Origin of the sequence: Pseudomonas sp. JV449, assembly GCF_032424295.1 — a bacterium.
Classification (GTDB): domain Bacteria; phylum Pseudomonadota; class Gammaproteobacteria; order Pseudomonadales; family Pseudomonadaceae; genus Aquipseudomonas; species Aquipseudomonas marginalis.
In genome coordinates, this window is record NZ_VYKD01000033.1 from 39,347 (window position 1) to 64,921 (window position 25,575).

Sequence of the window (25,575 nt, forward strand, 5' to 3'; positions counted from 1 at the left end):
CTGCCAACACTTAACACAACATAGGAGCATTGAAGGGCTTCACCACCCATTCAGTAACTCTGAGTAGCAGTTCACAGGTTAAGTTCCGGCAGGTTCAAAAAACTATTGGAAATAACTGCAGCGGATTTCCGATCTAAAGCACTGCGCCACCACGCTCGGTGGTGGCGATGCCGCGAAATCAGTGCGCTTCGTCCCAGTTGTCGCCTACGCCAACGTCCACCACCAACGGCACATCCAACTGCGCGGCCGCGCTCATGTGCTCGCGAATCTTCTCGCTGACCTCGGCCACCAGATCCTCCCGCACTTCGAGCACCAGTTCATCGTGTACCTGCAGGATCACCTTGGCATCCAGGCCCGACGCGGTCAGCCAGTTATCCACCAGCACCATGGCCTTCTTGATGATATCCGCCGCCGTGCCCTGCATCGGCGCGTTGATCGCCGTGCGTTCTGCGGCCGCGCGCTCCTGGGGCTTGTTGGAGTTGATATCCGGCAAATACAGCCGACGTCCAAAGAAGGTTTCCACGTAGCCTTGATCGGCAGCCTGGGCGCGGGTGCGCTCCATGTACTCGCGAACGCCTGGGTAGCGGGCGAAGTACACATCGATGTAAGCCTTTGCGGTCTTGGTATCGACACCGATGTCCTTGCCGAGCTTCTGTGCCCCCATGCCGTAGATCAGGCCAAAGTTGATCGCCTTGGCACTGCGACGCTGATTGGAGGTGACCTCAGCCAATTCGACCTTGAACACCTCGGCCGCCGTGGCGGTATGCACATCCAGGTCGTTACGGAACGCATTCATCAGCCCCTCGTCCTTGGACAGGTGCGCCATGATCCGTAGTTCGATCTGCGAATAGTCCGCCGCCAGCAGTTTGTAGCCCTTGGGCGCGACAAACGCCTGGCGGATGCGCCGCCCTTCGGCGGTGCGCACCGGGATGTTCTGCAGGTTCGGGTCGCTGGAAGACAGCCGCCCGGTCGCCGCCACCGCCTGATGGTAAGAGGTGTGAACACGCCCGGTCCGCGGGTTGATCTGCTCCGGCAAGCGGTCGGTGTAAGTGCTTTTCAGCTTGCTCATGCTGCGGTACTGCATCAGTACCTTGGGCAGCGGATAGTCATCTTCGGCCAGCTTGGCCAGCACTTCCTCTGCCGTGGATGCCTGGCCCTTGCCCGTTTTTTTCAGCACCGGCAGGCCGAGTTTCTCGTAGAGAATCGCGCCGAGCTGCTTGGGCGACCCCAGGTTGAATGCTTCGCCGGCGATCTCGAACGCCTGGCGCTCCAGTTCGACCATCTTGTTGCCCAGCTCGATGCTCTGGACACCGAGCAGCTGCGCATCCACCAGCGCGCCCTGGCGTTCGATACGCGCAAGTACCGGCACCAGGGGTATTTCGATGTCCGTCAACACACTCGCCAGGCTCGGTATGGCGGTGAGCTGTGCGTGCAGTGCCTGATGCAGGCGCAGCGTCACGTCCGCATCCTCGGCGGCATAAGGGCCAGCCTGTTCGAGCGGGATCTGGTCGAACGTGAGCTGCTTGGCGCCTTTGCCGGCGATGTCCTGGAAACTGACGGTGTCGTAGTCCAGGTACTTCTTGGCCAGGCTGTCCATATCATGGCGGGTCGCAGTGGAATTCAACACGTAGGATTCAAGCATGGTGTCGAACGCGATACCGCGCACGCTGATGCCATTCGCCGGGTCGCCGCCGATGGCACAGTTGGCCAGGATATTCATATCGAACTTGGCGTGCTGGCCGACCTTGAGCTTGCTCGGGTCTTGCAATAATGGCTTCAAGGCCAGCAACACAGTGTCGCGATCCAGCTGCTGCGGCGCACCGATGTAGGAATGGGTCAGCGGGATGTAGGCGGCTTCATGGGGCTGCACGGCGAAGGAAACCCCCACCAGTTGCGCCTGCTGAGCGTCGATCCCGGTGGTTTCGGTGTCGAAAGCGAACAACTTCGCGTCGTTGAGCTTCTTCAGCCAGGCATCGAATGTGGCTTGGTCGAGGATCGTGGTGTAGGTCGTTTCTGCGGGTGCCGCGGGCGCGGCCTCAACAATGTCCTCGGCAACAGGCGCGGCCTTGAGCTCCACTCGCTTGGCATCGCGCTGAATCTCATCGAACCAGCTCTTGAACTCCAGCAGGGTGTAAAGCTCCAGCAACTTTTCGCGATCCGGTTCAATCAGGTGCAAATCGTCCAGACCCACGTCCAGCGGCACATCGATCTTGATCGTCGCCAACTGATAGGAGAGGAATGCCATCTCCTTATGCTCTTCCAGCTTCGCCGGCAGCGTCTTGGCACCGCGGATCGGCAGGGTCGGCACAATGTCCAACTGCTCATAAAGCTCTTTGAGGCCGCCGTTCACGCCCACCAGCAAGCCGGAAGCGGTCTTCGGACCAATGCCCGGAACGCCCGGGATGTTGTCGGACGAATCGCCCATCAACGCCAGATAGTCGATGATCTGCTCCGGAGCGACGCCAAATTTCTCCTTTACGCCTTCGATGTCCATCGAGCTACCGGTCATGGTGTTGACCAGGGTAATGTGCCCGTCGACCAACTGCGCCATGTCCTTATCGCCGGTGGAGATCACCACCGGACGGTCAGCGGCCGCACTGCTGCGGGCCAGGGTACCGATCACGTCATCGGCCTCGACGCCTTCGACGCACAGCAAAGGGAAGCCCAGGGCGATCACGCTCTGGTGCAGGGGCTCGATTTGCACGCGCATGTCATCGGGCATGCTTGGGCGGTTGGCCTTGTATTCGGCGTACATGTCATCGCGAAACGTCCCACCCTTGGCGTCGAACACTACCGCGAACGGGCTGTCCGGGTACTGCTTGCGCAGGCTTTTGAGCATGTTCAACACGCCCTTGACCGCACCGGTCGGCAGGCCTTTGGAAGTGGTCAGCGGTGGCAGCGCGTGGAACGCGCGGTACAGGTAAGACGAACCGTCCACCAGGACGAGGGGGGCTTGGCTCATGAGCAGGATCAACCTTTTCGGCGGGTCAGGCGCTAGAATAGCCGGACCAATGAAAACAAAGGGACAAGGTTATCATGCGTACATTCAATCGCCTGCTGTTGACCGGCCTGATTGCACTCGCTCCGATGGCTGCCATGGCGGCAGACAGCGCGCCTTCGGGTGATCCGGAAGTGACCATTCGCACGGAAGGCGACCGGACTATCCAGGAGTACCGTCAAAACGGTTTCCTGTATGCAATCAAGGTGACCGTAAAAGGCGCGCCTCCGTATTTCCTGGTACGCGCGGATGGAACCGACGCGAACTTCATCCGCTCTGACCAGCCGGATATGCTGATCCCGTCATGGAAGATCTTCGAATGGAAATGATTTCTTAACTTCAATTGGCGCCGCCCACTGCGGCGCCCGTACTGGCAGTTTTAACCATGTCTGTGTTCACCCCCCTGGCTCGGCCCGAGCTGGAAACCTTTCTCGCCCCCTACGGGCTCGGCCGCCTGCTTGACTTCCAGGGGATTGCCGCTGGTAGCGAAAACACCAATTTCTTTATCAGCCTGGAACAGGGCGAATTCGTCCTGACCCTGGTTGAGCGCGGCCCTGTCGCAGAAATGCCGTTCTTCATCGAACTGCTCGATGTGCTCCACGATGCCGACCTGCCGGTACCCTACGCCCTGCGCACCACGGACGGCGTCGCATTGCGCGAACTGAAAGGCAAACCGGCGCTGCTGCAACCGCGCCTGGCCGGCAAGCACATCAAGGACGCCAACTCACAGCATTGCGCCCAGGTCGGCGACCTGCTCGGCCATCTGCACCTGGCGACGCAAGGCGAGAAGGTGCTGGAGCGCAGGACCGATCGCGGCCTGGACTGGATGCTCAGCGAGGGTGCGCAGCTGATTTCGCACCTGGACGATGCACAGCAAAGCCTGCTGCAAGCAGTATTGACTGAAATCGAGGCCCATAAGGCCGAGATCCTCGCCCTGCCACGCGCCAACGTGCACGCCGACCTGTTCCGCGACAACGCGATGTTCGAAGGCACACACCTGACCGGCCTGATCGACTTCTACAACGCCTGCTCGGGCCCGATGCTGTACGACGTGGCAATCGCCCTGAATGACTGGTGTTCGGACGCCGATGGCGTAATTGATGGCCCGCGCGCCCGAGCGTTGCTGGGTGCCTACGCAGGCCTGCGGCCGTTCACGGCCAAGGAGGCCGAGCTATGGCCGACCATGCTGCGGGTGGCGTGCGTGCGGTTCTGGCTGTCGCGCCTGATCGCCGCTGAGTCCTTTGCCGGGCAGAATGTTCTCATTCACGATCCCGCCGAGTTCGAGCATCGGCTGGCGCAACGCCAAGACGTCACTGTCCACCTGCCGTTCGCCCTTTAACGGTTCAGGCGGGCAAAAAAATGTGGGAGGGGGCTTGCTCCCGATAGCGGTAGATCAGTCAACTTATGCACTGACTGGCACTCTGCTATCGGGAGCAAGCCCCCTCCCACATTTGATCTGCGTTGCGGCTTATAACGACTCCAGGCACCCTGCCAAGTCGTTCCCCAACTTCTCCAGCACCTGTTCGTAACCCTGGGCTGTGGCCGGGGTGTAGCCGCCCAGCGCATCCAATTCCGCCAGCTTCACCGGCAAACCTGCCACCAGGGTTTCCGCCAAACGTGGACGCAGCGGCGGTTCACTGAACACACAGGTCTTGCCCACTTCCTGCAAACGCGTACGCATCGCCGCCACATGCTGGGCGCCAGGCTGCACTTCGGCGGCAACGCTGAACACGCCGGTATGCTTGAGCCCGTAGGCGTCTTCAAAGTAATCAAAGGCTTCGTGGAACACGAAGTAAGGTTTGTCACCGATGCTCGCCAGGCGTTTTTTCAGGCGCGCATCCAGTGCATCCAGGCGCTCGTCGAAAGCCTTGGCATTGCTCTGATAACGCGCGGCGTTCACGGGGTCCGCTGCACTGAGGTCAGCGGCCATACGCGCTGCGATCACCCGAGCGTTCACCGTGGACAGCCACAGGTGCGCATCCAGGCTCCCCGGGCGGTGATCATGGTCATGTTCGTCGGCATCGTCGGCGTGGGAATGGCTATCTTCGGCGAACCGACGCAATTTCATCCCCGGCAGGTCTTGAACTGCTACGGTCAGCGCGGTACGCCCCTTGAGCACGCGAGGCAGGAAGCCCTCCATGTCCGGCCCGATCCAATACAGCAGATCGACCGACTGCACGCGCCGTACGTCGGATGGGCGCAAGGCGAAGTTATGGGGCGATGCACCCGGCGGCAGCAATACCTCCGGAACCGCCACACCGTCCTGCACGGCAGCGGCAATCAACTGCAATGGCTTGATGCTCGTGAGCACCTTGACCTCGGCCTGAGCGGCGCCAGCGAGGAACAAACTGGTGACAAATACGACAAAAACGGGAAAAAGTCGGGACACGATGACCACTCAATGACGTAGGAACGGGTAACATAATAACGTCTCTATCAAATATCTGTCGCCGCTCATGCCTAAAACACCGCTTGCCAGCCGTCCACACGACCACTCTCACTGCGTGCATACCGCGCTGTCGGAGGCCGACACCCTGTGCGCACAGAAAGGCTTGCGCCTGACCGCCCTGCGTCGCCGGGTGCTGGAACTCGTCTGGCAGAGCCACAAGCCCCTGGGTGCCTACGACATCCTGGGTGTGCTCAGCGAGCAGGACGGCCGCCGGGCCGCGCCGCCGACCGTGTACCGCGCGCTGGATTTCCTGCTGGAAAACGGCCTGGTGCACCGCATTGCCTCGCTCAACGCCTTTGTCGGCTGCAACCACCCGGAGCACGCGCATCAGGGCCAGTTCCTGATCTGCCGCGAGTGCCACGCCGCCATCGAACTTGAACAAAAAAGCATCAGCGACGCCATCATCAAGAGCTCCGCCGACGTAGGCTTCCGGGTCGAAGGGCAGACGGTCGAAGTGGTCGGCCTGTGCTCGGGCTGCCAGGGGGCTTGATGAGCAACGCGTTAATCCGCCTGGAGCAGGTCGGCGTCACGTTTGCCGGGCAGAACGTGCTGGATAACATCGCCTTGAGCGTCGAGCCGGGGCAGATCGTCACCCTGATCGGCCCCAATGGCGCCGGCAAGACCACCCTGGTGCGCGCCGTACTCGGCCTGCTCAAGCCCGACACCGGCAGCGTGTGGCGCAAGCCCAGGCTGCGCGTGGGCTACATGCCGCAAAAGCTGCATTTTGATCCGACCTTGCCCTTGTCTGTACTGCGGTTTTTGCGCCTGGTGCCCGGTGTGGACCGCGCCCGCGCGCAGGCCGCCCTCAAGGAAGTCGGTGCCGAGCAGGTCATCGACAGCCCGGTGCAAAGCATCTCCGGCGGCGAAATGCAGCGCGTGCTGCTGGCCCGTGCCCTGCTGCGCGAGCCCGAGTTGCTGGTGCTGGATGAACCCGTGCAGGGCGTCGACGTCGCCGGCCAGGCCGAGCTGTACAGCCTGATCACCCGCCTGCGCGACCGCCATGGCTGCGGCGTGCTGATGGTCTCCCATGATTTGCACCTGGTGATGAGCACCACCGACCAAGTGGTATGCCTCAACCGCCACGTGTGCTGCTCCGGCCACCCGGAACAAGTCAGCAGCGACCCGGCGTTCGTCGAACTGTTCGGCAAGAACGCCCAGAGCCTGGCGATCTATCACCACCATCACGATCACGCCCATGACCTGCATGGCGCTGTCGTTGACGATCCCGCGACGCCCCACACCCACGTTCATGGAGATAGCTGCAAGCATGGCTGATTTTCTGCTTTACGCCCTGCTGGCAGGCCTGGCTCTGGCGCTGGTGGCGGGCCCGCTGGGCTCGTTCGTGGTCTGGCGGCGCATGGCGTATTTTGGCGACACCTTGTCCCATGCCGCGCTGCTGGGCGTGGCCATGGGCTTCCTGCTGGATGTGAGCCCGACCATCGCCGTGACCGTGGGTTGCCTGCTGCTGGCGGTGCTGCTGGTGACCCTGCAACAGCGCCAGCCACTGGCCTCGGACACCCTGTTGGGCATCCTGGCGCCGAGCACGCTGTCCCTGGGCCTGGTGGTGCTGAGCTTTATGCATGAAGTGCGCATCGACCTGATGGCCTATCTGTTCGGCGATCTGCTGGCGATCAGCCCCACCGATCTTGCCTGGATTCTCGGCGGCAGCGCCGCAGTATTGGTGCTATTGGTCGCCCTGTGGCGCCCACTGCTGGCCATCACGGTGCATGAAGAACTGGCCAGGGTCGAAGGTTTGCCCGTACCAGCGTTGCGCATGGCCCTGATGCTGCTGATTGCCGTGGTGATCGCTGTCGCGATGAAGATTGTCGGCGTATTGTTGATCACATCGCTGTTGATCATTCCGGCCGCCGCCGCCCAGCGCCACGCCCGCTCGCCGGAGCAGATGGCAATCGGTGCCAGCCTGTTGGGGATGCTGGCAGTGTGCGGGGGCCTGGCGTTGTCATGGTTCAAGGACACACCGGCCGGACCGTCGATCGTAGTCACGGCGGCCGCCCTGTTTCTGCTGAGTTTTGTCCTGCCCCGTCGAGGGGTGTAGACTTGCTCGCTTTTTGCGCAAATAGAGAGTCGCAGGAATGAAGTTGTTCACCTCCCGTTATCTGCTCCTTGCCGCGTTTTCCCTGCTGCTGGGCGCCTGTCAAAGCACACCGCCCGCCGCCCCAGAGGCCCCGGATCCGCGTGCTGCGGCCATCGCGCAGCTGGAGCAAAACCTGGCCAGCAGTGAGCTGGCCACCGCCGAAGACCAACTGGCCGCGCTGCAGGCCCAGTCGCCCAATGACCCGACGCTGGAGCCCTACCAACGTCAATTGGCCGAGGCTTACCTGCAGCGCAGCCAGATCGTGCTGCAAAAAGGCGACGTAAACGCCGCCGCCACCGCCCTGAGCCGTGCCCGCGCGCTGATGCCCAAGGCGCCGGCGCTGACCGGTGGCGTCAACAGCGCCATCACCCACGCCCGTAAAGTCGAGCTGGATAAAGCCGAAGAGGCCCTCAAGGCCGCCGAAGCCAAGCCCGCTGCCAAGGTCATCGACCCGGCCGCGCCAAGCACCACCGTGGCGCTGAACCTTACTGATATTGAAGCGCTGCGCCATCAACTGGATGCGATTGCCACCGACGTGGTGAATTACCAGTGCGATGTGACGATCCAGGCGCCGCGCACCCAGGATTACCCGTGGCTGGCCACGTTGCTGACCAAACGGGTGAAGCGTATTGATTCAGGGTATGACCTGAAGATTCACCGGCAGATTCTGAAACATATTCCGGCGCAGGTTGTGCTGATCCCGCGCAAGACGGAATAAAGCATCGGGGCGGTGCGACGATTCGACTTGCCCCCCCCCCGATGGCGATCTAACAAACAACCAAAAAATCAGGCCGGAATCGCCTTAGCCTTCGGCTCACGATCCCAAACCCGATGCTGTGCAATCGCGGCAAAAAACGCCTTGAACGCTTTCGCATCCGAACCCACGATCAACCCCGCATCCGTCTCCAGCTTCAGCAGATCCAGCAGTGGCTTCACGTCACTGGCAACCGCAATCGCCTTCAGGTGTTTGTAGGCTTCCAGAACGTAATGCAATGCCACACCATCACCGCTCAGTGCTTTAACCGACTCTTTTCCGCCTGGAATAAATACGGCGTCAAACACAATCGACGGCATGCCTTCCATCGACGCATCCACCGGCAGGCGCTTGCCATCCGCCGTCTTCACCGGCGCCGAGGTCGGCCCCAGCAACTTGGCATGGGCACCTTCTGTCTCCAGTGCTTGTTTCAGCGCATCGATTGCTGCTCCATCCACACCGTCAGCCGCGAGAATCGCGACTTTGCGCGTCTTGATATCGCCGGACAGCAGGTTCACCTGGCTCAATGCCGGCGACTCTTTCAGCGAAGACTCACGCGGCGCTACCGTGCCTTTGGTCGGCGCCGGCAGACCAAGGTTCTGCGCCACGCGCTTGGCCAGTTCCAGATCGATATTGGCCAGAATCTCGTTGACCTGACGCGCGCGGATAAACTCGCGCTCCACCTTGCCCAACTCGAAGCTGTAGGCCGCGATGATGTGCTCTTTCTCGTGGTGGCTCATGCTGTGGAAAAACAGCGCAGCCTGGGAAAAGTGGTCACCAAACGACTCACTGCGCTCACGCACCTTATTGGCATCGACGCGCTCGTAATAGGTTTCGAAACCGCCATCCTGGGCAGACGGTGGCGTTTCTTTCGGCCAGCCGCCATCGATCGAGTTCGGCTCGTACGCGGCTCGGCCCTTGTCGATCACGGTGCGATGCTGGGCGTCGCGCTGGCCATTGTGGAAAGGCACTACAGGCCGGTTGATCGGCAGCTCATGGAAGTTCGGACCGCCGAGGCGGCTGATCTGCGTATCCGTGTAGGAAAACAGACGGCCTTGCAGCAACGGGTCGTTGGTGAAGTCGATACCCGGCACGATGTGGCCCGGGCAAAACGCGACCTGCTCGACTTCGGCAAAGAAGTTATCCGGGTTACGGTTCAGCACCATCTTGCCCAGCGGCGTGATCGGCACCAGTTCCTCGGGGATGATCTTGGTCGGATCGAGCAGGTCAAAGTCGAACTTATGCTCGTCTTCTTCCGCAACGATCTGCACACCCAGCTCCCACTCAGGGTAGTCGCCGCTTTCAATCGCTTCCCACAGGTCACGGCGGTGGTAATCGGTATCTTTACCGGCAAGCTTTTGCGCTTCGTCCCACACCAGGGAACAGGTGCCGACCTTCGGGTGCCAGTGGAACTTCACAAAGCTGGACTTACCTTCGGTATTGATCAAGCGGAAGGTGTGAATGCCAAACCCCTGCATGGCACGCAGGCTTTTTGGAATGGCGCGGTCAGACATCGCCCAGATCACCATGTGCGCCGACTCCGGCTGCAACGAAACAAAATCCCAGAACGTATCGTGGGCCGAGCCGCCGGTAGGAATTTCGTTGTGTGGCTCAGGTTTTACCGCATGCACGAAGTCGGGAAACTTGATCGCATCCTGAATGAAAAACACCGGCATGTTGTTGCCGACCAGGTCGAAGTTGCCCTCGTCGGTAAAGAACTTCACCGCGAAACCGCGCACGTCACGCACCGTATCGCCCGAGCCACGCGGGCCCTGCACGGTGGAGAAACGCACGAACACCGGGGTTTTATGCTCGGGGTTACGCAGGAAACCTGCCTTGCTCAGCGCGGAATGGTTTTCATAGGTCTGGAAATAGCCATGGGCGCCGGTGCCCCGGGCATGCACGATGCGCTCGGGGATACGCTCATGGTCAAAGTGCGTGATTTTTTCACGCATGATGAAGTCTTCCAGCAGCGAGGGGCCGCGGGCACCGACTTTCAATGTGTTCTGGTTGTCGGAGATCTTCACGCCTTGGTTGGTACGCAGGGCCTGGCCGGTCGCATCGGAACGGAATTCCTCCAGGGCTTGCAGCTTGGCGTTGGTGTTGCCACGGTCCAGGGTGTCGGTGCCTGCAAGTTCACTCTTCGTCGGGGTGGCTGGCTTCTTGGTACTCATCAGTCAAAACTCCTTATTCAAAGTGGCCAGAGCGGTCCCCGGCTCGTTTGAGCAAAACCCCAGGCACGGCACCTGGGAAATCGAGTTGCTTAAGTAGTGACTGACACGGTTTTCTGCCGTTCCTTTTTTATGACCTTTGATCGCGTTATTGCCAAATCACTGGTTGAATGCGAAATAAATGCTAAGAAACGCTATACGGACAGGCTAAAATGCGCGCCCGGCTAACCGCTGATCCCTTTTCAATGCGCCCCACAAGGTTCGCTACGTGATCGAGTTTCAAAACGTCCATAAAACCTACCGCGTCGCCGGTAAGGATATTCCCGCGCTGTACCCCACCAGCCTGCGCGTCGAAAACGGCCAGGTGTTTGGCCTGATCGGCCACTCGGGTGCAGGTAAAAGCACGCTGCTGCGCCTGATCAACCGCCTGGAAGAGCCCAGCGGCGGCCAGATCACGGTGGACGGCGAAGAAGTCACCGCCCTGGACGCCAACGGCCTGCGCCGTTTCCGCCAGCAGGTCGGGATGATCTTCCAGCACTTCAACCTGCTGGCGTCCAAGACCGTTGCCGACAATGTGGCCTTGCCACTGACCCTGGCCGGCGAATTGTCGCGCAAGGACATCGACCAACGTGTCGCCGAGCTACTTGCCCGCGTCGGCCTGTCGGACCACGCCGGGAAGTACCCGGCGCAGTTGTCCGGTGGCCAGAAGCAGCGCGTCGGCATTGCCCGCGCCCTTGCGACCAAGCCGAAAATCCTGCTATGCGACGAGGCCACCAGCGCCCTCGACCCGCAGACCACCGCCTCGGTCCTGCAATTGCTGGCCGAGATCAATCGCGAGTTGAAACTGACCATCGTGCTGATCACCCATGAAATGGATGTGATCCGCCGCGTGTGTGACCAGGTAGCCGTGATGGACGCCGGCGTGATCGTCGAGCAAGGCTCGGTGGCCGACGTGTTCCTGCACCCCAAGCACCCGACCACCAAGCGTTTTGTGCAGGAAGCCGAGCAGGTCGATGAAGGCGAGCAGCGTGATGACTTCGCCCATGTACCGGGTCGCATCGTACGGCTGACGTTCCAGGGTGAAGCGACCTACGCGCCATTGCTGGGTACCGTCGCCCGCGAAACGGGGGTGGACTACAGCATCCTCGCCGGCCGCATCGACCGCATCAAAGACATCCCCTACGGGCAACTGACCCTTGCGGTCACCGGCGGTGACATGGAAGCGGCCTTTGCCCGCTTTACCGCCGCAGACGTCCACATGGAGGTGCTGCGCTGATGGACGTTTTCTTGAGTTTCTTCGCCAATATCGACTGGTCCGAAATCTGGCTCGCCACCGGCGACACCATGATCATGCTGTTCGGTTCGCTGTTTTTCACCGTGGTATTGGGCCTGCCTTTAGGCGTGCTGCTGTTCCTGACCAGCCCACGCCAGCTGTTCGAGCAAAAAGGCCTGTACGCGCTGCTGTCGCTGGTCGTGAACATCCTGCGCTCGCTGCCGTTCATCATCCTGCTGATCGTGATGATCCCGTTCACCGTGCTGATCACCGGTACCTCCCTGGGCGTAGCGGGCGCGATCCCGCCGCTGGTCGTAGGGGCCACGCCATTCTTCGCGCGCCTGGTGGAAACCGCCTTGCGTGAAGTGGACCGCGGCATCATCGAGGCCACCCAGTCCATGGGGGCCAGCACCCGCCAGATCATCATCAACGCGCTGCTGCCCGAGGCACGCCCCGGCATCTTCGCGGCGATAACGGTGACGGCGATTACCCTGGTGTCCTACACGGCCATGGCCGGTGTCGTCGGTGCCGGAGGCCTGGGTGACCTGGCGATCCGTTTCGGTTACCAGCGCTTCCAGACCGATGTGATGGTGGTCACCGTGGTAATGCTGTTGATCCTGGTGCAAATTCTGCAAACCGTCGGCGACAAGCTGGTGGTGCACTTTTCTCGAAAATAACGGCCATTGCCGGTCAAAAGCCGGCACATGCCCGAACAAGGAGCTTGTTGGATGAAAAAACTACTGGTTGCTTTCGCCGCCGTTGCCGCGCTTTCCGCCCACGCCGCCGAGACCCTGAAAGTCGCTGCCTCGCCGGTGCCCCACGCGGAAATCCTGGAATTCGTGAAACCTGCCCTCGCCAAAGAAGGCGTGGACCTGCAAGTCAAAGTCTTCACCGATTACGTACAGCCCAACGTCCAGGTAGCGGAAAAGCGCCTGGACGCGAACTTCTTCCAGCACCAGCCATACCTGGATGAATTCAACAAAGCCAAAGGCACTCACCTGGTGAGCGTCGGCGCTGTGCACCTGGAGCCCCTGGGCGCTTACTCCAGCAAGTACAAAAAACTGGAAGACCTGCCTGACGGCGCCAACGTGGTGATCCCAAACGACGCCACCAACGGTGGCCGCGCGCTGTTGCTGCTGGCCAAGCACAACCTGATCACCCTGAAGGACCCGACCAACATCCTGTCGACCATCAAGGACATCACCGAAAACCCGAAAAACCTGAAATTCCGCGAACTCGAAGCCGCCACCCTGCCGCGCGTGCTGACCCAGGTCGACCTGGCGCTGATCAACACCAACTATGCGCTGGAAGCCAAGCTGGACCCGTCCAAGGACGCCCTGGTGATCGAAGGCAATGACTCGCCTTACGTGAACATCCTCGTGAGCCGCGAAGACAACCAGGATTCGGACGCGATGAAGAAGCTGATTGCAGCCCTGCACACCCCTGAGGTGAAGCAATTCATCCAAGAGAAGTACAAAGGCGCGATCCTGCCGGCGTTCTGATCCGACTCGGTCTCCAACACGCTGGAGATCAAAAAATGTGGGAGGGGTGTAGAACCGTAGACATCGTTTACATCTGAAACCGGGGACATCGTTTACACATTTGAGGCCTGGACGCGGGTCATACCTCGTCCAAGCCTCCCCAAGGGATAATCACACAGGTACAAATCCCAAGCTTCATCTTCAGCTTCTTTGAGCCCTATCCTTTCCCCGGACAGCGCCTCGCTGATAAATACCAACTTGCCGTTCCACTTGATCGATCCGTCCTGCCTGACGCTTCGAACTTTCATTTCTGCCGGATATTCCACATCGGGCAAGCATCCTGGATAAATTCGGGTGGACGGCACATACAAGTCTCCCGGACGTTTCATGCCGAGCGCTTCGTGAGGGCGTACGTAATTAAACTCATGCCTGAAATGCTCCAGCAAAAGCTGCTGCTCGACTAAGTTTTTCCCTAAGGGCAACTCAAGTTTCAAGCTACGGTGCATTCGTTCATGGCGACCATTCTGGGCGGGTCTTCCCGGCATGGTTCGCTCGGGATAAATACCCAGCCGAATCCACCAAACTGCCAGTGTGGATATTCTTGCCAGGCCAGGAGAGGCGAACGGTACCCCGTTGTCCGAACGGATAACTTCCGGCATGCCGTACTCCTGAAAAAGCCTCTCAAAGGCCTGTTTTACAGGCTGGGTCATGATCTTGGGATGGGCCCTGCACGCTAAAATCAGCCGCGACGCATGGTCTGTGACGGTCAAAGGGAAGCACATCTGAGCATTAAGCATCTTGAACTGCCCTTTGTAGTCAGCACACCACGTCTTGTTAGGTTCGTCGGCCTTTCGCATTTGTGCGTGGGAAATGCTGTGTCGGCGTTTGAAGCGCCGCTTTTTGACGAGCCCAAGTCGGTCAAGCCATTGACCGGCCGTACTTGGAGAGGGCCAGGTGACGGAGGGATCTTCCAGCCGTAATAGCTCGAGAAGCTTTTTCGGCCCCCATTTATCGTGAGCCTCCTTCATCGCGACTACACGGGCCAAAATCTCGTCGTCGGTTTTATTTGGGCTGTTGTGAGGTCGCCGGGACAGTTCGGATAAAGACCTCAAATCGCCGTCGTGCCGGGCAATCCACTTATCGACGGTAGGTCGGCTAACGTCAAAGCGGCGTGCCAACTGGCTTTTGGTGAAGTTGCCAGAAAGCCAATCAGCTACCAGCTTGATTCTTTGATTCATGGGGGACTCTTGGTTCCAGGGCATGATCAGTTACCTCCTGATCATGCGTATTAGCCTGTAAACCATGTCCCGGTTAGAAATGTAAACGATGTCCCCGGTTTGTACCGGGGCAAGCCCCCTCCCACACTTTGATCTGCATTTTAATCAGCAGGGTTATCGATAGAACAACCGGTAGCCTAGCTGCCCCACCGCTTCATTGATCAACTGCCCGCTCTGCCACACCGACTTGAACTCTGGCATCCAGCCGCCCAGCGGCCGGGCGTTGTCCACGCCGAGGAACCCCACCGGCGCCGGTACCACGGTGAAGCCGGCCTTTTCAAAACTCCACACCGAACGCGGCATGTGCCAGGCCTGGGTCACGACCACCACACGCTTGATGCCCTCGGGCAATAGAATCCCGGCACTCATCTGCGCGTTTTCCCAGGTGGTGCGGCTGCGTTCTTCCTTCCAGCGCACAGCAACGCCGAAGTCATCCTGCATCGATACCGCCATCAACTGCGCCTCGCTGGGCGGCGTGCCGTAATGCAGGCCACCGGTGGTCAGCACCGGCAGCCCTGAGGCCTTGGCCAGTCGCGCGGCATACCGCTGGCGCTCCAGGCCGATGCCGGTCGGCTGATCAGAACCCCATGCCGGGTCGCCGCGCTCGCGTCCCGAGCCCAGCACCACAATGGCATCGGCGCGCTGGGCCAGGGTCGACCAGTCTTCACGGGCCAACGGTGGCTCGGTCTCCAGGGCACGTGCGCCCCACTCCACCGCCACCGGCAGGCTGATCAACCACATGCCGCCAAATCCGAGGGCAAAGCAGCAGCCGGCCAAACGGGGGCGGCTGCGACGAAACCACCAGGCAAGGGCCAGCAGCAGCAAGAGAATGCCGGGTGGCAGGAGCAGCTGTTTGATGAAATAACGAATAGGCATCGGGCATCTCCATAGATGCCCGAAGCCTAAGGTGTAACGGGGTTTAGCGACAATCTTTACAGTGACATGGCACGATGACGTGATTCAGGGGAGTGAACTACTTGAAGCGGGCGGACCGGAGCCTTTCCGGGCCACGACCGGCCGACAAGTCCTTGAGCCACACCACCTTGGCTGAGTGCATAGGCTCTTTGGCTGGCGGGGTTGCCACCCAAGAAGGCGCACTGCGCTTATTACGTTCCAGGTAAGCTTTGATCAGTTCCAGCTCCGCACGGCTCAAACCGCGCAGTTCCAACTCTACGGGCCGTTCATCACGCAATCGGCCCGCGGTCCTCGCTGCATCCAATGCGCGACCCAATCGGTCGATCAGTCCTTCGTAGATTTCCGGTTTCGTTGCGATTCGCTGCGATTCGACCATCCCCTCACCTCATTGAAGAAAGACTTGCTCCCCAATAAACAGCGTAGTCCCCATGGCTGCGCCTGCCCGGCGCCGCGACAGACGGCCCTCGCCGCGCAATCAGGGTTTCCCTCGATAGAGTGGGGTCATGTATGCTACGGCGCTTCCTGTAACTCCACTTCCCGCAGGGTTTGGGCACGGACGCGCCGCTTTTTGGTGTCGAACAACCTGAACGTTGCACCGAAGAGGATTAGGCCACCCCTATTCAGTTCAAAAGTAGCCATGCACGAACAATATCAGCCCCGTGAAATAGAAAATGCCGCCCAAACCTTCTGGGACGAGCAAAAGTCCTTTGAAGTCAGTGAACAGCCAGGCAAGGAGACATTCTATTGCCTGTCGATGTTCCCTTACCCCAGCGGCAAGCTACACATGGGGCATGTGCGTAACTACACCATCGGCGACGTCATCTCCCGCTACCAGCGCATGCAAGGCAAGAACGTCCTGCAACCCATGGGTTGGGACGCCTTCGGCATGCCGGCGGAAAACGCCGCGATGAAAAACAACGTGGCCCCCGCCAAGTGGACCTACGAAAACATCGCCTACATGAAGACCCAGCTGCGCAGCCTGGGCCTGGCGGTGGACTGGTCCCGCGAAGTCACCACCTGCAAGCCGGATTACTACCGTTGGGAACAATGGCTGTTCACCCGCCTGTTCGAAAAAGGGGTGATCTACAAAAAAAGCGGCACCGTGAACTGGGACCCTATCGACCAGACCGTCCTCGCCAACGAACAGGTGATCGACGGTCGCGGCTGGCGCTCCGGCGCGCTGATCGAAAAGCGCGAAATCCCGATGTACTACTTCAAGATCACCGCCTACGCGGATGAACTGTTGTCGAGCCTCGACGATTTGCCGGGCTGGCCTGAACAGGTCAAGACCATGCAGCGCAACTGGATCGGCAAGTCCAAGGGCATGGAAGTGCAGTTCCCCTACAACGTCGACTCCATCGGCGAAGCTGGCGCACTCAAAGTCTTCACCACCCGTCCGGACACCTTGATGGGCGCGACCTACGTCGCCGTGGCCGCCGAGCACCCGCTGGCCACCCAGGCCGCACAGAACAATCCTGAGCTGCAGGCATTCATCGCCGAATGCAAAGGCGGCAGCGTGGCCGAAGCCGACGTCGCCACCCAGGAGAAAAAAGGCCTGCCGACCGGCCTGTTCGTCGAGCACCCGCTGACCGGCGAGAAGTTGCCGGTATGGGTCGCCAACTACGTGCTGATGCACTACGGCGATGGCGCAGTAATGGCTGTGCCGGCCCACGACGAGCGCGATTTCGAATTCGCCACCCAATACAACCTGCCGATCAAGTCAGTGGTGCGCACCAGTTCCGGCGACACCAACCCGGCCCCGTGGCAAGACGCCTATGGCGAGCACGGTACGCTGATCAACTCCGGTGAGTTCGACGGCCTGGACTTCGCCGGCGCCTTCGACGCCATCGAAGTCGCACTGATCAAGAAGAACCTCGGTGCCTCGCGCACCCAGTTCCGCCTGCGCGACTGGGGCATCAGCCGCCAGCGCTACTGGGGCTGCCCGATCCCGATCATCCACTGCCAGACCTGCGGTGACGTACCGGTTCCGGAAGACCAGTTGCCGGTCGTTCTGCCGGAAGACGTGGTGCCGGACGGTGCCGGTTCGCCATTGGCGCGCATGCCCGAGTTCTACGAATGCAGCTGCCCGAAATGCGGCCAGCCGGCCAAGCGTGAAACCGACACCATGGACACCTTCGTCGAGTCCTCGTGGTACTACGCCCGCTACGCCTCGCCGCACTACGAGGGCGGCCTGGTGGAGAAATCCGCAGCCGACCACTGGTTGCCGGTGGATCAGTACATCGGCGGTATCGAACACGCCATCCTTCACCTGCTGTACGCGCGCTTCTTCCACAAGCTGATGCGCGACGAAGGCCTGGTGAGTTCCAACGAACCGTTCAAGAACCTGCTGACCCAGGGCATGGTGATCGCCGAGACCTACTATCGTCGCGAAGCCAATGGCGCCTACACCTGGTTCAACCCGGCGGACGTCGAGCTCGAGCGCGACAGCAAAGCCAAGGTCATCAGCGCCAGACTGATCGCCGACGGCCTGCCGGTGGAAATCGGCGGCACCGAGAAGATGGCCAAGTCGAAGAACAACGGCGTCGACCCTCAGTCGATGATCGACCAGTTCGGCGCCGACACCTGCCGCCTGTTCATGATGTTCGCCTCGCCGCCTGACATGAGCGCCGAATGGTCCGACTCCGGTGTCGAAGGGTCGCACCGTTTCCTCAAGCGCGTCTGGCGCCTGGCGCACGCCCATGTCAGCCAGGGCCTGCCGGCCAAGCTGGACGTGGCGTCGTTGAGCGACGAGCAGAAACTCATTCGTCGCAGCACCCACCTGGCCATCAAGCAGGCCAGCCAGGACGTGGGCCAGAACCACAAGTTCAACACCGCCATCGCCCAGGTGATGACGCTGATGAACGTGCTGGAAAAAGCCCCGCAAGCCACCGCACAGGATCGCGCACTGGTACAGGAAGGCCTGGAGACGGTCACCCTGCTGCTGGCGCCGATTACACCGCACATCAGCCACGAACTGTGGAGCCGCCTGGGCCATAGCGACGCGGTCATCGATGCGCGCTGGCCGGTACAGGATGACAGCGCCCTGGTACAGGACACGCTGCAACTGGTGATCCAGGTCAACGGTAAACTGCGCGGCCAGATCGACATGCCCGCCAGTGCCAGCCGTGAAGAAGTCGAAGCGGCCGCACGGGTCAACGAGAACGTGCTGCGCTTTACCGAAGGCCTGACGATCCGCAAAGTGATCGTGGTGCCTGGCAAACTGGTCAATATCGTCGCTAGCTAATCGGATCGGGCGTGGGGCTCGAGCCCTGCGCCGAACAAAGCCTTCAGGGCCTCGATAAGGCCCACATGGTTTCAAGGGGAGCAACAAAATGATCAAACGCAATCTGCTGGTTATGGGCCTTGCCGTACTGCTGAGCGCTTGCGGCTTCCAGCTGCGCGGCACCGGCACCAATGACCTGACGATCAAGGAACTGGACGTCAGCGCTCGCGACGCCTACAGCGAGACAGTGACCCAGCTGCGCCAGGTCCTGGAAAACAGCGGCGTGCACGTCTACACCGGCGCGACCTACAAACTGTTCCTGGCTAACGAGAAAGAAACCCAGCGCAACCTGAGCTACGCCAGCGCCGGACGTGCGTCCGATATCGAACTGAGCACCGTGCTCAGCTTTGAAATCCAGGGCCGCGATCACCTGCCGTTGATGAATGACAACATCCAGGTGCAGAAGATTGTCAGCCACGATGGTAACAACCTGGTGGGTTCGGACTCCGAAATCATCCAGGTGCGCAAGGAGATGCGTCGCGAGCTGGTGCAACGCATGGTCCTGCGCCTGTCGCTGCTCACCCCACAACAGCTCGAAACCTTGCAGCAACGTGCTGACGACAAGGCCAAGGCCGATGCCGACGCGCTGAAAGCCGCGAAAGAGTACGAAGACAACACGCCGAAACAATCGCCTGTTGAAGTCCCTGTCGAGTAAGCCAGACGGGGCGCCCCTGGCGCCCCGTTCGCCCTGCCTATGAAACTCGCACCCGCCCAACTCGCCAAACACCTGCAAGGTGGCCTCGCGCCTGTCTACATCGTCAGCGGTGATGACCCGCTGTTGTGCCAGGAAGCCGCCGACGCCATCCGCAGCGCCGCACGCCAGCAGGGCTTCGATGAACGCCAGGTATTCAGCGCCGACGCCAGTTTCGACTGGGGCACGCTGCTGCAAGCCGGTGCAAGCATGTCGCTGTTCGCCGAAAAACGCCTGCTGGAGCTGCGCCTGCCGTCGGGCAAGCCCGGTGATAAGGGCGCGGCTGCACTGATGGAATACTGCTCGCGGCCCGCCGAAGACACGGTGTTGCTGATCAGCTTGCCCAAGCTCGACGGCAGCGCGCAGAAGACCAAGTGGGGCAAGGCCCTGGTGGAAGGGGCGCAGACCCAGTTCATCCAGATCTGGCCAGTGGACAGCAATCAGTTGCCGCAATGGATTCGCCAGCGCCTGTCCCAGGCAGGGCTATCCGCGACACAGGATGCAGTGGAGCTGATCGCCGCGCGGGTCGAAGGCAACTTGCTTGCCGCCGCCCAGGAGATCGAAAAGCTCAAGCTGATGGCCGAAGACGGGCAGATTACCGTCGAGACCGTCCAGGGCGCAGTGGCAGACAGTGCACGTTTTGACGTGTTCGGGCTGGTGGATGCGATCCTCAACGGCGAGCCCGCCCATGCCCTGCGCATGCTCGAAGGCCTGCGTGGCGAAGGGGTGGAGCCGCCGGTGATTCTCTGGGCCCTGGCCCGGGAACTACGGGTATTGGCCAATATTGCCCTGCAATACAGCCAGGGCACGCCGCTGGACAAGTGCTTCAGCCAGGCGCGGCCACCGGTGTGGGACAAGCGCAAACCCCTGATGAGCAAAGCCCTGCAACGGCACTCGGCGCAACGCTGGGCGCAGCTGTTGCTGGAGGCGCAGCGCATTGATGCACAGATCAAGGGCCAGGCGGCGGGTTCGCCGTGGATGAGCCTGAGCCGTTTATCGCTGTTGATGGCCGGTCAGCGCCTGACATTACCAGCGGAATAACCCTGGTTTCCAAACACCACAGAACCAATGTGGGAGGGGCAAGTCGAATCGTCGCACCGCCCCTTCCACATTTTTGATTGCGTTTACAATTCATGGGCTTTACAGCGGCCTGACTTCGGCAGATTATTTGCACCGCATCTCCCCCCATCAAGAGCATCGACCATGAGCAAAAAGCCATCCAAGCATGGCCCCAACAAGGCCAAATCCATCATCGCCCAGCCACTGTTCCGCAGCCGTCAGGAACGCGCCGGCAAGGGCAAAGGCAGCTACCGCCGCGAAGCCTTCCAGTCTAATAGCTGGGAGGCTTCTTACTTTCTGGCTGCCTGAAGGCAAGCGCCCCTCTGGCATGATAAGGTCTGTACCTGATTTGTAATTCCTGGACCTGTGCATGCCCTCTTGTCTTTCCCGTCGTTGGCACCTTCGCCAATTGATCGCTGCCTCCAGCCTCATTCTGCTTGTCGCCTGCGCGGAAAAACCCACCGCCGCCGATGCCCAACCCTTGCCGAAGCTCCAGACCGCACCCGTAGTGGCCCCTGCCGTCGTGGCCCCGCTGGCCGTGGACAATCTCGACATCCAACCAACCCAGACCTTTGCTGAATGGCAGGCCGGCTTTCGCGCGCAAGCCCTCCAAGCCGGCATCACGGCCGACGTTTTCGACACCGCATTCGCCAATGTCACCCCCGATATGGCGGTGATCCGCGCCGACCGCAGCCAGCCGGAGTTTTCCCGCCCTGTATGGGAATACCTCGACGGCGCCCTGTCACCCGTACGCGTACGCAATGGCCAGGCGCTGCTGATCAAGTACGCCGACATCCTGCAAAGCATCGAGCAGCGTTATGGCGTCGACCGTCAGGCACTGGTCTCGGTGTGGGGCATGGAGAGCAACTTCGGCCAGTTCCAGGGCAACAACTCGGTGATCCGCTCCCTGGCGACCCTGGCCTATGAAGGCCGTCGCCCGGCCTTTGCCCAGGCGCAATTGCTGGCGGCATTGCAGATCATCCAGCACGGCGACATCGCCGCCGACCAGATGAAGGGCTCCTGGGCCGGGGCCATGGGCCAGACCCAGTTCATTCCAACCACTTACAACACCCACGCGGTGGACTTCGATGGCGACGGTCGCCGCGACATCTGGAACAGCCCGGCCGACGCCCTCGCATCAACCGCGCACTACCTGCAAAGCTCCGGCTGGCAGAAAGGCCAGCCGTGGGGCTTTGAAGTCAAGCAATTGCCGGCGAACTTCGACTACGCCCTGGCTGACGGCGGCGTGCGCAAGAGCATTGCCGAGTGGATGAAACTGGGCATTCAACTGCCACCGGGCGCGAGCATGCCGCCGAATGTCGACCAACTGTCCGCCGCCCTGCTGCTGCCGGCAGGCTACCGTGGCCCGGCGTTCCTGGTGCTGGATAACTTCCGCGCGATCCTCAAGTACAACAACTCGTCGTCCTACGCACTGGCGGTGGGCCTGTTGTCGGAGCGCTTTGGCGGCGGCGGTGTGATCCGTGGTGACTGGCCCAAGGATGAGCTGCCGCTGAGTCGCTCCCAGCGCATTGATCTGCAGACGGCGTTGAGCGCCAACGGTTATGACGCGGGCAACCCGGATGGGATTATCGGCGCCAACACGCGCAAGGCGATTCGGGCGGCACAGCAGGCGCTGGGCTGGCCGGCGGACGGGTATCCGACGGTGAAGTTGCTGGAGTCGCTGCAAAACCGATAGATCCGCGTATGGCGACTACCGCAATCGGGGGCAAGCCCCCGATTGCGGTTTAGCAAACGCCAGCAGATTCAAGACCTGAAGACCACTTCCTGCTCCAACACCACCCGCTGCTCCCCCGCATCCAGCCGTACCAAGGCGCCCATGGGCAGCGTCAGGTTCGGATCGCAATGCCCGCTGCGCCAGCCGGCCAGCACCGGTATGCGCAATGGCTCGAACGTCTGCGTCAGCAAGCGCTCCAGCGCCACGTTATCCACACCCGCCACATCCCCGACCAGTACACCGGCGACCTGGGCCAACTTGCCCGCCAGACGCAGATGGGTCAACAGGCGGTCGATGCGGTAGATCGGTTCGTTGACGTCTTCGATAAACAGGATGATGCCTTCAGCGTCGATTTCGTAAGGCGTGCCCATGACCGCCGCAATCATCGACAGGTTACCCCCCAACAAGCGCCCACAGGCAATGCCAGGCTCGATCGTGGTCAGCGGGTACGCTACCGGGTGCGCAAGCACACTGCCAGCGCCCAACTGGCCGCGCAGAAGGCTGAACAATGACGACTCGGTAGGTTGTTGCTTGTTGCCGAGCAGGTCGGCATTGAGCATCGGGCCGTGGAAGGTCACGAAACCGGCGTAACGGTTGATCGCCAGGTGCAGGGCGCTGATGTCGCTATAGCCGACGAACGGCTTGGGATTGGCACGCAGCAGGTCAAAGTCCAGCGCGTCGAGCAGCCGCGGTGTGCCGTAACCACCGCGCAGACAGAAGATAGCGTCGATGTGCGGATCGGCGAAGGCGGCATGCAGGTCACGCAGGCGCACTGCATCGCTGCCGGCGAGGTAGCCGTCGCGTTCATAGACACCGGGGGAAATCCGCAGATCGTAGCCGCGCGTACGCATCCATTGGCCAGCCTTTTCAACGTCCAGCACGGCGGGGCCGGCGGGGGCGATCAGGGCGATGGTGCCTTCAGAACGAAGGGCTGGAACGGCGGCGGTCATCTGAGAATCTCCCTATCTAACGCTGAAACCAATGTGGGAGGGGGCTTGCCCCCGATAGCGGTGGATCAGCCAGCACATGTAGCGACTGACATACCGCAATCGGGGCATTGGTATCCACACAACTTCCAGTGAATACGGAATCTATGGCAATTAGGCTTCTGTGGTGAGCGGGCTTGTCGAATCGTCGCACCGCCCGCGCTGGGTTGCGAAGCAGCCCCAAAACCTTCACCTCGATTGATTCTGGCACTCTGCGTTGACCTTATTGGGGCCGCTTCGCAGCCCAGCGCGGGGCAAGCCCGCTCACCACAGAGTTATGTGTCAGCCTTTAAGAGTTGTGTAGATACCTATGGCAATCGGGGGCAAGCCCCCTCCCACATAAGCCCACTCCCACACCGGGTCTGAACCCCGATCAGGAAACCAGGCTAGCCTTGACCAGCTTGGCCTGTTCGTCGGCGTGGTACGAAGAGCGTACCAGCGGGCCCGAGGCGACGTTCTTGAAGCCCATCTTGTAACCTTCCTCGGCGAACCAGGCGAAGGTGTCCGGGTGCACGAAACGCTGCACCGGCAAGTGGCTGCGCGACGGTTGCAGGTATTGGCCCAGGGTCAGCATGTCGATGTCGTGTTCGCGCATGCGCTTCATGACTTCGATGACTTCTTCATCGGTCTCGCCCAGGCCGAGCATCAAGCCGGATTTGGTCGGGATGTGCGGCATCATCTGCTTGAATTTCTGCAGCAGGGTCAGCGACCACTGGTAGTCCGAACCTGGACGCGCGGCCTTGTACAGGCGAGGCACGGTTTCCAGGTTGTGGTTGAACACATCCGGCGGCTCGGCAGCGGTGATTTCCAGCGCGACGTCCATGCGGCCACGGTAGTCCGGCACCAGGGTCTCGAGCATCACGTTCGGCGACAGTTTGCGGATTTCGCGGATGCAGTCGGCAAAGTGCTGGGCACCGCCGTCGCGCAGGTCGTCACGGTCAACCGAGGTGATGACCACGTATTTGAGTTTCAGGTCGGCGATGGCGATGGCCAGGCTTTCCGGTTCGTTGACGTCCAGTGGCTTCGGCCGGCCATGGCCGACGTCGCAGAACGGGCAACGACGGGTGCAGATGTCACCCATGATCATGAAGGTGGCGGTGCCGCCGGAGAAGCATTCGCCCAGGTTCGGGCAGGACGCTTCTTCGCACACGCTGTGCAGCTTGTGCTTGCGCAGCAGGGCCTTGATACGGTCGACTTCCGGCGAAACCGGGATGCGCACGCGGATCCAGTCAGGCTTTTTCGGCAACTCGGTGGTCGGGATGATCTTGACCGGGATGCGTGCAACCTTCTCGGCGCCGCGCAGCTTGACGCCGGCTTCCACCTTGGCACGCGGGGCCGGGGCCGGACGCTCGGTGATGTCCAGCGTCGGGATCATGGTTTGCACTGCATCAGTAGTCATAATCAGTCGATTCCGCCCGTGAGGGTCGTCTGCTCAGCATAGTCGAGGTGTTTGACGAGCTGCGCACGCAGCCGGGCACTTACCTCGGCAAATTTAATCGGTGTGGCGTGGTCGCTCAGTTGGGTCATCGCCAGCCCGGCATAACCACACGGGTTGATGCGCCGGAACGGTGCCAGGTCCATGTCCACGTTCAGGGCCAGGCCATGAAAGGAACAACCGTGGCGAATGCGCAAACCGAGGGAGGCGATTTTCGCGCCGTCCACATACACACCGGGTGCATCGGGCTTGGCCGCGGCGCTCACGCCATAACTGGCCAACAGCTCGATCAGGCAAGCCTCCATGCGGCTCACCAGGTCGCGCACGCCAAAACCCAGCTTGCGCACGTCCAGCAGCAGGTACGCCACCAGTTGACCGGGCCCATGGTAAGTCACTTGGCCACCTCGGTCGACCTGCACCACCGGAATATCCCCCGGCAGCAGCAGATGTTCGGCCTTGCCGGCCTGGCCCTGGGTGAACACCGGTGGATGTTCCACCAACCAGATTTCGTCGGGCGCCGAAGTACCGCGTTCATTCGTGAACCGCTGCATGGCGTGCCAGACGGGCTCGTAGTCCATCCGGCCGAGCTCGCGAAAGCCCAGGACCTGTGACATCACAGCACCATATGCACGAAGCCGGTGGCCCGCAGTTCGCTATTGATGTCGTAGAGCTGGTCTTGACCGGTCGCAACGATGTGCAACTGGATCGTGGTGTACTTACCGTTGGTGCTCGAACGCTCGTCCACCCGGTTGTCATTGATCGTCGCGTGTTTACGCACGATATCCAGGATTCTGTCTTTGTTGCCTACACCGGTATCGCTGATCACCTTGACGGGATAATCCGTCACCGGGAATTCGATCTTTGGCGCCTTTACTTCTTTATCGGTCATGGCAGAACGGCCTCGTAAGCGGTAAGCCGTGGCGACGGCAAAGCCCCGCGTCGGATCAACGCGGGGCTTTGCAGGTGCACACAA

24 protein-coding genes are annotated in these 25,575 nt (G+C 60.9%); 14 read left to right on the top strand and 10 right to left on the bottom strand.

From position 1 onward, the window contains the following. Nucleotides 1-178: 178 nt before the first annotated feature. Nucleotides 179-2,962 (bottom strand): DNA polymerase I, encoded by a 2,784-nt coding sequence (gene polA / locus F6S08_RS28305; RefSeq protein WP_065926858.1) that lies wholly within the window; start codon nucleotides 2,960-2,962, stop codon nucleotides 179-181. 74 nt (nucleotides 2,963-3,036) lie between these two features. Here polA and F6S08_RS28310 point away from each other — a divergent pair, with 74 nt between their 5' ends. Both F6S08_RS28310 and F6S08_RS28315 read left to right on the top strand, forming a co-directional pair. Further along, nucleotides 3,037-3,327, top strand: coding sequence for a DUF2782 domain-containing protein (locus tag F6S08_RS28310; RefSeq protein WP_060756492.1), 291 nt, complete (start codon nucleotides 3,037-3,039; stop codon nucleotides 3,325-3,327). Nucleotides 3,328-3,383: 56 nt separating this feature from the next. Then, complete coding sequence (locus F6S08_RS28315; RefSeq protein WP_074848104.1) at nucleotides 3,384-4,337, top strand: homoserine kinase; 954 nt, start codon at nucleotides 3,384-3,386, stop codon at nucleotides 4,335-4,337. Between the two features lie 129 nt (nucleotides 4,338-4,466). On the opposite strand, the gene F6S08_RS28320 is transcribed toward F6S08_RS28315, so the two are convergent. Beyond that, entirely contained in the window at nucleotides 4,467-5,396 is a 930-nt protein-coding gene (locus tag F6S08_RS28320; RefSeq protein WP_065926856.1) for a zinc ABC transporter substrate-binding protein, read from the bottom strand. 58 nt (nucleotides 5,397-5,454) lie between these two features. Between F6S08_RS28320 and zur the strand changes: the two genes are divergently transcribed. Genes zur through F6S08_RS28340 form a run of 4 tightly spaced genes read left to right on the top strand, consistent with a single transcriptional unit; the run spans nucleotide 5,455 to nucleotide 8,260 of the window. Further along, on the top strand, nucleotides 5,455-5,937 hold the full coding sequence (gene zur, locus F6S08_RS28325; RefSeq protein ID WP_026136513.1) for a zinc uptake transcriptional repressor Zur: 483 nt from the start codon (nucleotides 5,455-5,457) through the stop codon (nucleotides 5,935-5,937). Further along, nucleotides 5,937-6,722, top strand: coding sequence for a zinc ABC transporter ATP-binding protein ZnuC (znuC, locus tag F6S08_RS28330; RefSeq protein WP_315872653.1), 786 nt, complete (start codon nucleotides 5,937-5,939; stop codon nucleotides 6,720-6,722). Before zur ends, znuC begins: the two co-directional genes overlap by 1 nt. Then, nucleotides 6,715-7,503, top strand: coding sequence for a zinc ABC transporter permease subunit ZnuB (gene znuB / locus F6S08_RS28335; protein WP_027608036.1), 789 nt, complete (start codon nucleotides 6,715-6,717; stop codon nucleotides 7,501-7,503). The genes znuC and znuB overlap by 8 nt, the downstream gene beginning before the upstream one ends. A 37-nt stretch (nucleotides 7,504-7,540) precedes the next feature. Beyond that, nucleotides 7,541-8,260 carry a PA5502 family lipoprotein gene (locus F6S08_RS28340; protein WP_315872654.1) on the top strand — a complete coding sequence of 240 codons (720 nt, stop codon included), beginning with the start codon at nucleotides 7,541-7,543 and terminating at the stop codon, nucleotides 8,258-8,260. Nucleotides 8,261-8,328: 68 nt separating this feature from the next. On the opposite strand, the gene katE is transcribed toward F6S08_RS28340, so the two are convergent. Beyond that, entirely contained in the window at nucleotides 8,329-10,470 is a 2,142-nt protein-coding gene (gene katE, locus F6S08_RS28345) for a catalase HPII (RefSeq protein WP_315872655.1), read from the bottom strand. Nucleotides 10,471-10,735: 265 nt separating this feature from the next. Between katE and F6S08_RS28350 the strand changes: the two genes are divergently transcribed. The 3 genes from F6S08_RS28350 to F6S08_RS28360 are packed head-to-tail and all read left to right on the top strand — an operon-like array spanning nucleotide 10,736 to nucleotide 13,242. Beyond that, nucleotides 10,736-11,743, top strand: a complete 1,008-nt coding sequence (locus F6S08_RS28350; RefSeq protein ID WP_065946464.1) for a methionine ABC transporter ATP-binding protein — start codon at nucleotides 10,736-10,738, stop codon at nucleotides 11,741-11,743. Beyond that, nucleotides 11,743-12,417 carry a methionine ABC transporter permease gene (locus F6S08_RS28355; protein WP_065926851.1) on the top strand — a complete coding sequence of 225 codons (675 nt, stop codon included), beginning with the start codon at nucleotides 11,743-11,745 and terminating at the stop codon, nucleotides 12,415-12,417. Before F6S08_RS28350 ends, F6S08_RS28355 begins: the two co-directional genes overlap by 1 nt. 51 nt (nucleotides 12,418-12,468) lie before the next feature. Beyond that, on the top strand, nucleotides 12,469-13,242 hold the full coding sequence (locus F6S08_RS28360; RefSeq protein WP_315872656.1) for a MetQ/NlpA family ABC transporter substrate-binding protein: 774 nt from the start codon (nucleotides 12,469-12,471) through the stop codon (nucleotides 13,240-13,242). 92 nt (nucleotides 13,243-13,334) lie between these two features. Here the strand turns inward: F6S08_RS28360 and F6S08_RS28365 are convergent, their stop codons facing one another. From F6S08_RS28365 to F6S08_RS28375, 3 genes are all read right to left on the bottom strand, one after another. Continuing rightward, entirely contained in the window at nucleotides 13,335-14,483 is a 1,149-nt protein-coding gene (locus F6S08_RS28365; RefSeq protein WP_065924691.1) for an integrase core domain-containing protein, read from the bottom strand. Nucleotides 14,484-14,612: 129 nt separating this feature from the next. Beyond that, the gene (locus F6S08_RS28370; RefSeq protein WP_027605248.1) at nucleotides 14,613-15,374 is read right to left on the bottom strand and encodes a YdcF family protein; all 762 of its coding nucleotides are present in this window, start codon (nucleotides 15,372-15,374) and stop codon (nucleotides 14,613-14,615) included. 97 nt (nucleotides 15,375-15,471) lie between these two features. Then, complete coding sequence (locus F6S08_RS28375) at nucleotides 15,472-15,789, bottom strand: hypothetical protein (RefSeq protein WP_137211991.1); 318 nt, start codon at nucleotides 15,787-15,789, stop codon at nucleotides 15,472-15,474. A gap of 261 nt (nucleotides 15,790-16,050) precedes the next feature. Between F6S08_RS28375 and leuS the strand changes: the two genes are divergently transcribed. The 5 genes from leuS to F6S08_RS28400 all read left to right on the top strand — a co-directional run bounded on the left by leuS (nucleotide 16,051) and on the right by F6S08_RS28400 (nucleotide 22,142). Then, a complete protein-coding gene (leuS, locus tag F6S08_RS28380) occupies nucleotides 16,051-18,657 on the top strand; it encodes a leucine--tRNA ligase (protein ID WP_315872657.1) in 2,607 nt (868 codons plus the stop codon). Nucleotides 18,658-18,745: 88 nt separating this feature from the next. After that, a complete protein-coding gene (lptE, locus tag F6S08_RS28385) occupies nucleotides 18,746-19,351 on the top strand; it encodes an LPS assembly lipoprotein LptE (RefSeq protein WP_027605245.1) in 606 nt (201 codons plus the stop codon). A 39-nt stretch (nucleotides 19,352-19,390) separates the two neighbouring features. Next, nucleotides 19,391-20,428: a DNA polymerase III subunit delta gene (gene holA, locus F6S08_RS28390; RefSeq protein ID WP_065924876.1), complete on the top strand. Its 1,038-nt coding sequence runs from the start codon at nucleotides 19,391-19,393 to the stop codon at nucleotides 20,426-20,428. Between the two features lie 162 nt (nucleotides 20,429-20,590). Then, nucleotides 20,591-20,755, top strand: a complete 165-nt coding sequence (arfA, locus tag F6S08_RS28395; protein ID WP_003176285.1) for an alternative ribosome rescue factor ArfA — start codon at nucleotides 20,591-20,593, stop codon at nucleotides 20,753-20,755. A 61-nt stretch (nucleotides 20,756-20,816) separates the two neighbouring features. Further along, a complete protein-coding gene (locus F6S08_RS28400) occupies nucleotides 20,817-22,142 on the top strand; it encodes a lytic murein transglycosylase (protein ID WP_027605243.1) in 1,326 nt (441 codons plus the stop codon). Nucleotides 22,143-22,210: 68 nt separating this feature from the next. Here the strand turns inward: F6S08_RS28400 and F6S08_RS28405 are convergent, their stop codons facing one another. The 4 genes from F6S08_RS28405 to F6S08_RS28420 all read right to left on the bottom strand — a co-directional run bounded on the left by F6S08_RS28405 (nucleotide 22,211) and on the right by F6S08_RS28420 (nucleotide 25,491). Next, nucleotides 22,211-23,131 carry an LD-carboxypeptidase gene (locus tag F6S08_RS28405; RefSeq protein ID WP_315872658.1) on the bottom strand — a complete coding sequence of 307 codons (921 nt, stop codon included), beginning with the start codon at nucleotides 23,129-23,131 and terminating at the stop codon, nucleotides 22,211-22,213. 409 nt (nucleotides 23,132-23,540) lie between these two features. After that, a complete protein-coding gene (lipA, locus tag F6S08_RS28410) occupies nucleotides 23,541-24,542 on the bottom strand; it encodes a lipoyl synthase (RefSeq protein ID WP_057444888.1) in 1,002 nt (333 codons plus the stop codon). 26 nt (nucleotides 24,543-24,568) lie between these two features. After that, nucleotides 24,569-25,216: a lipoyl(octanoyl) transferase LipB gene (lipB, locus tag F6S08_RS28415; RefSeq protein ID WP_027605241.1), complete on the bottom strand. Its 648-nt coding sequence runs from the start codon at nucleotides 25,214-25,216 to the stop codon at nucleotides 24,569-24,571. Continuing rightward, on the bottom strand, nucleotides 25,216-25,491 hold the full coding sequence (locus tag F6S08_RS28420; protein ID WP_027605240.1) for a DUF493 domain-containing protein: 276 nt from the start codon (nucleotides 25,489-25,491) through the stop codon (nucleotides 25,216-25,218). The genes lipB and F6S08_RS28420 overlap by 1 nt, the downstream gene beginning before the upstream one ends. Nucleotides 25,492-25,575 lie beyond the last annotated feature (84 nt).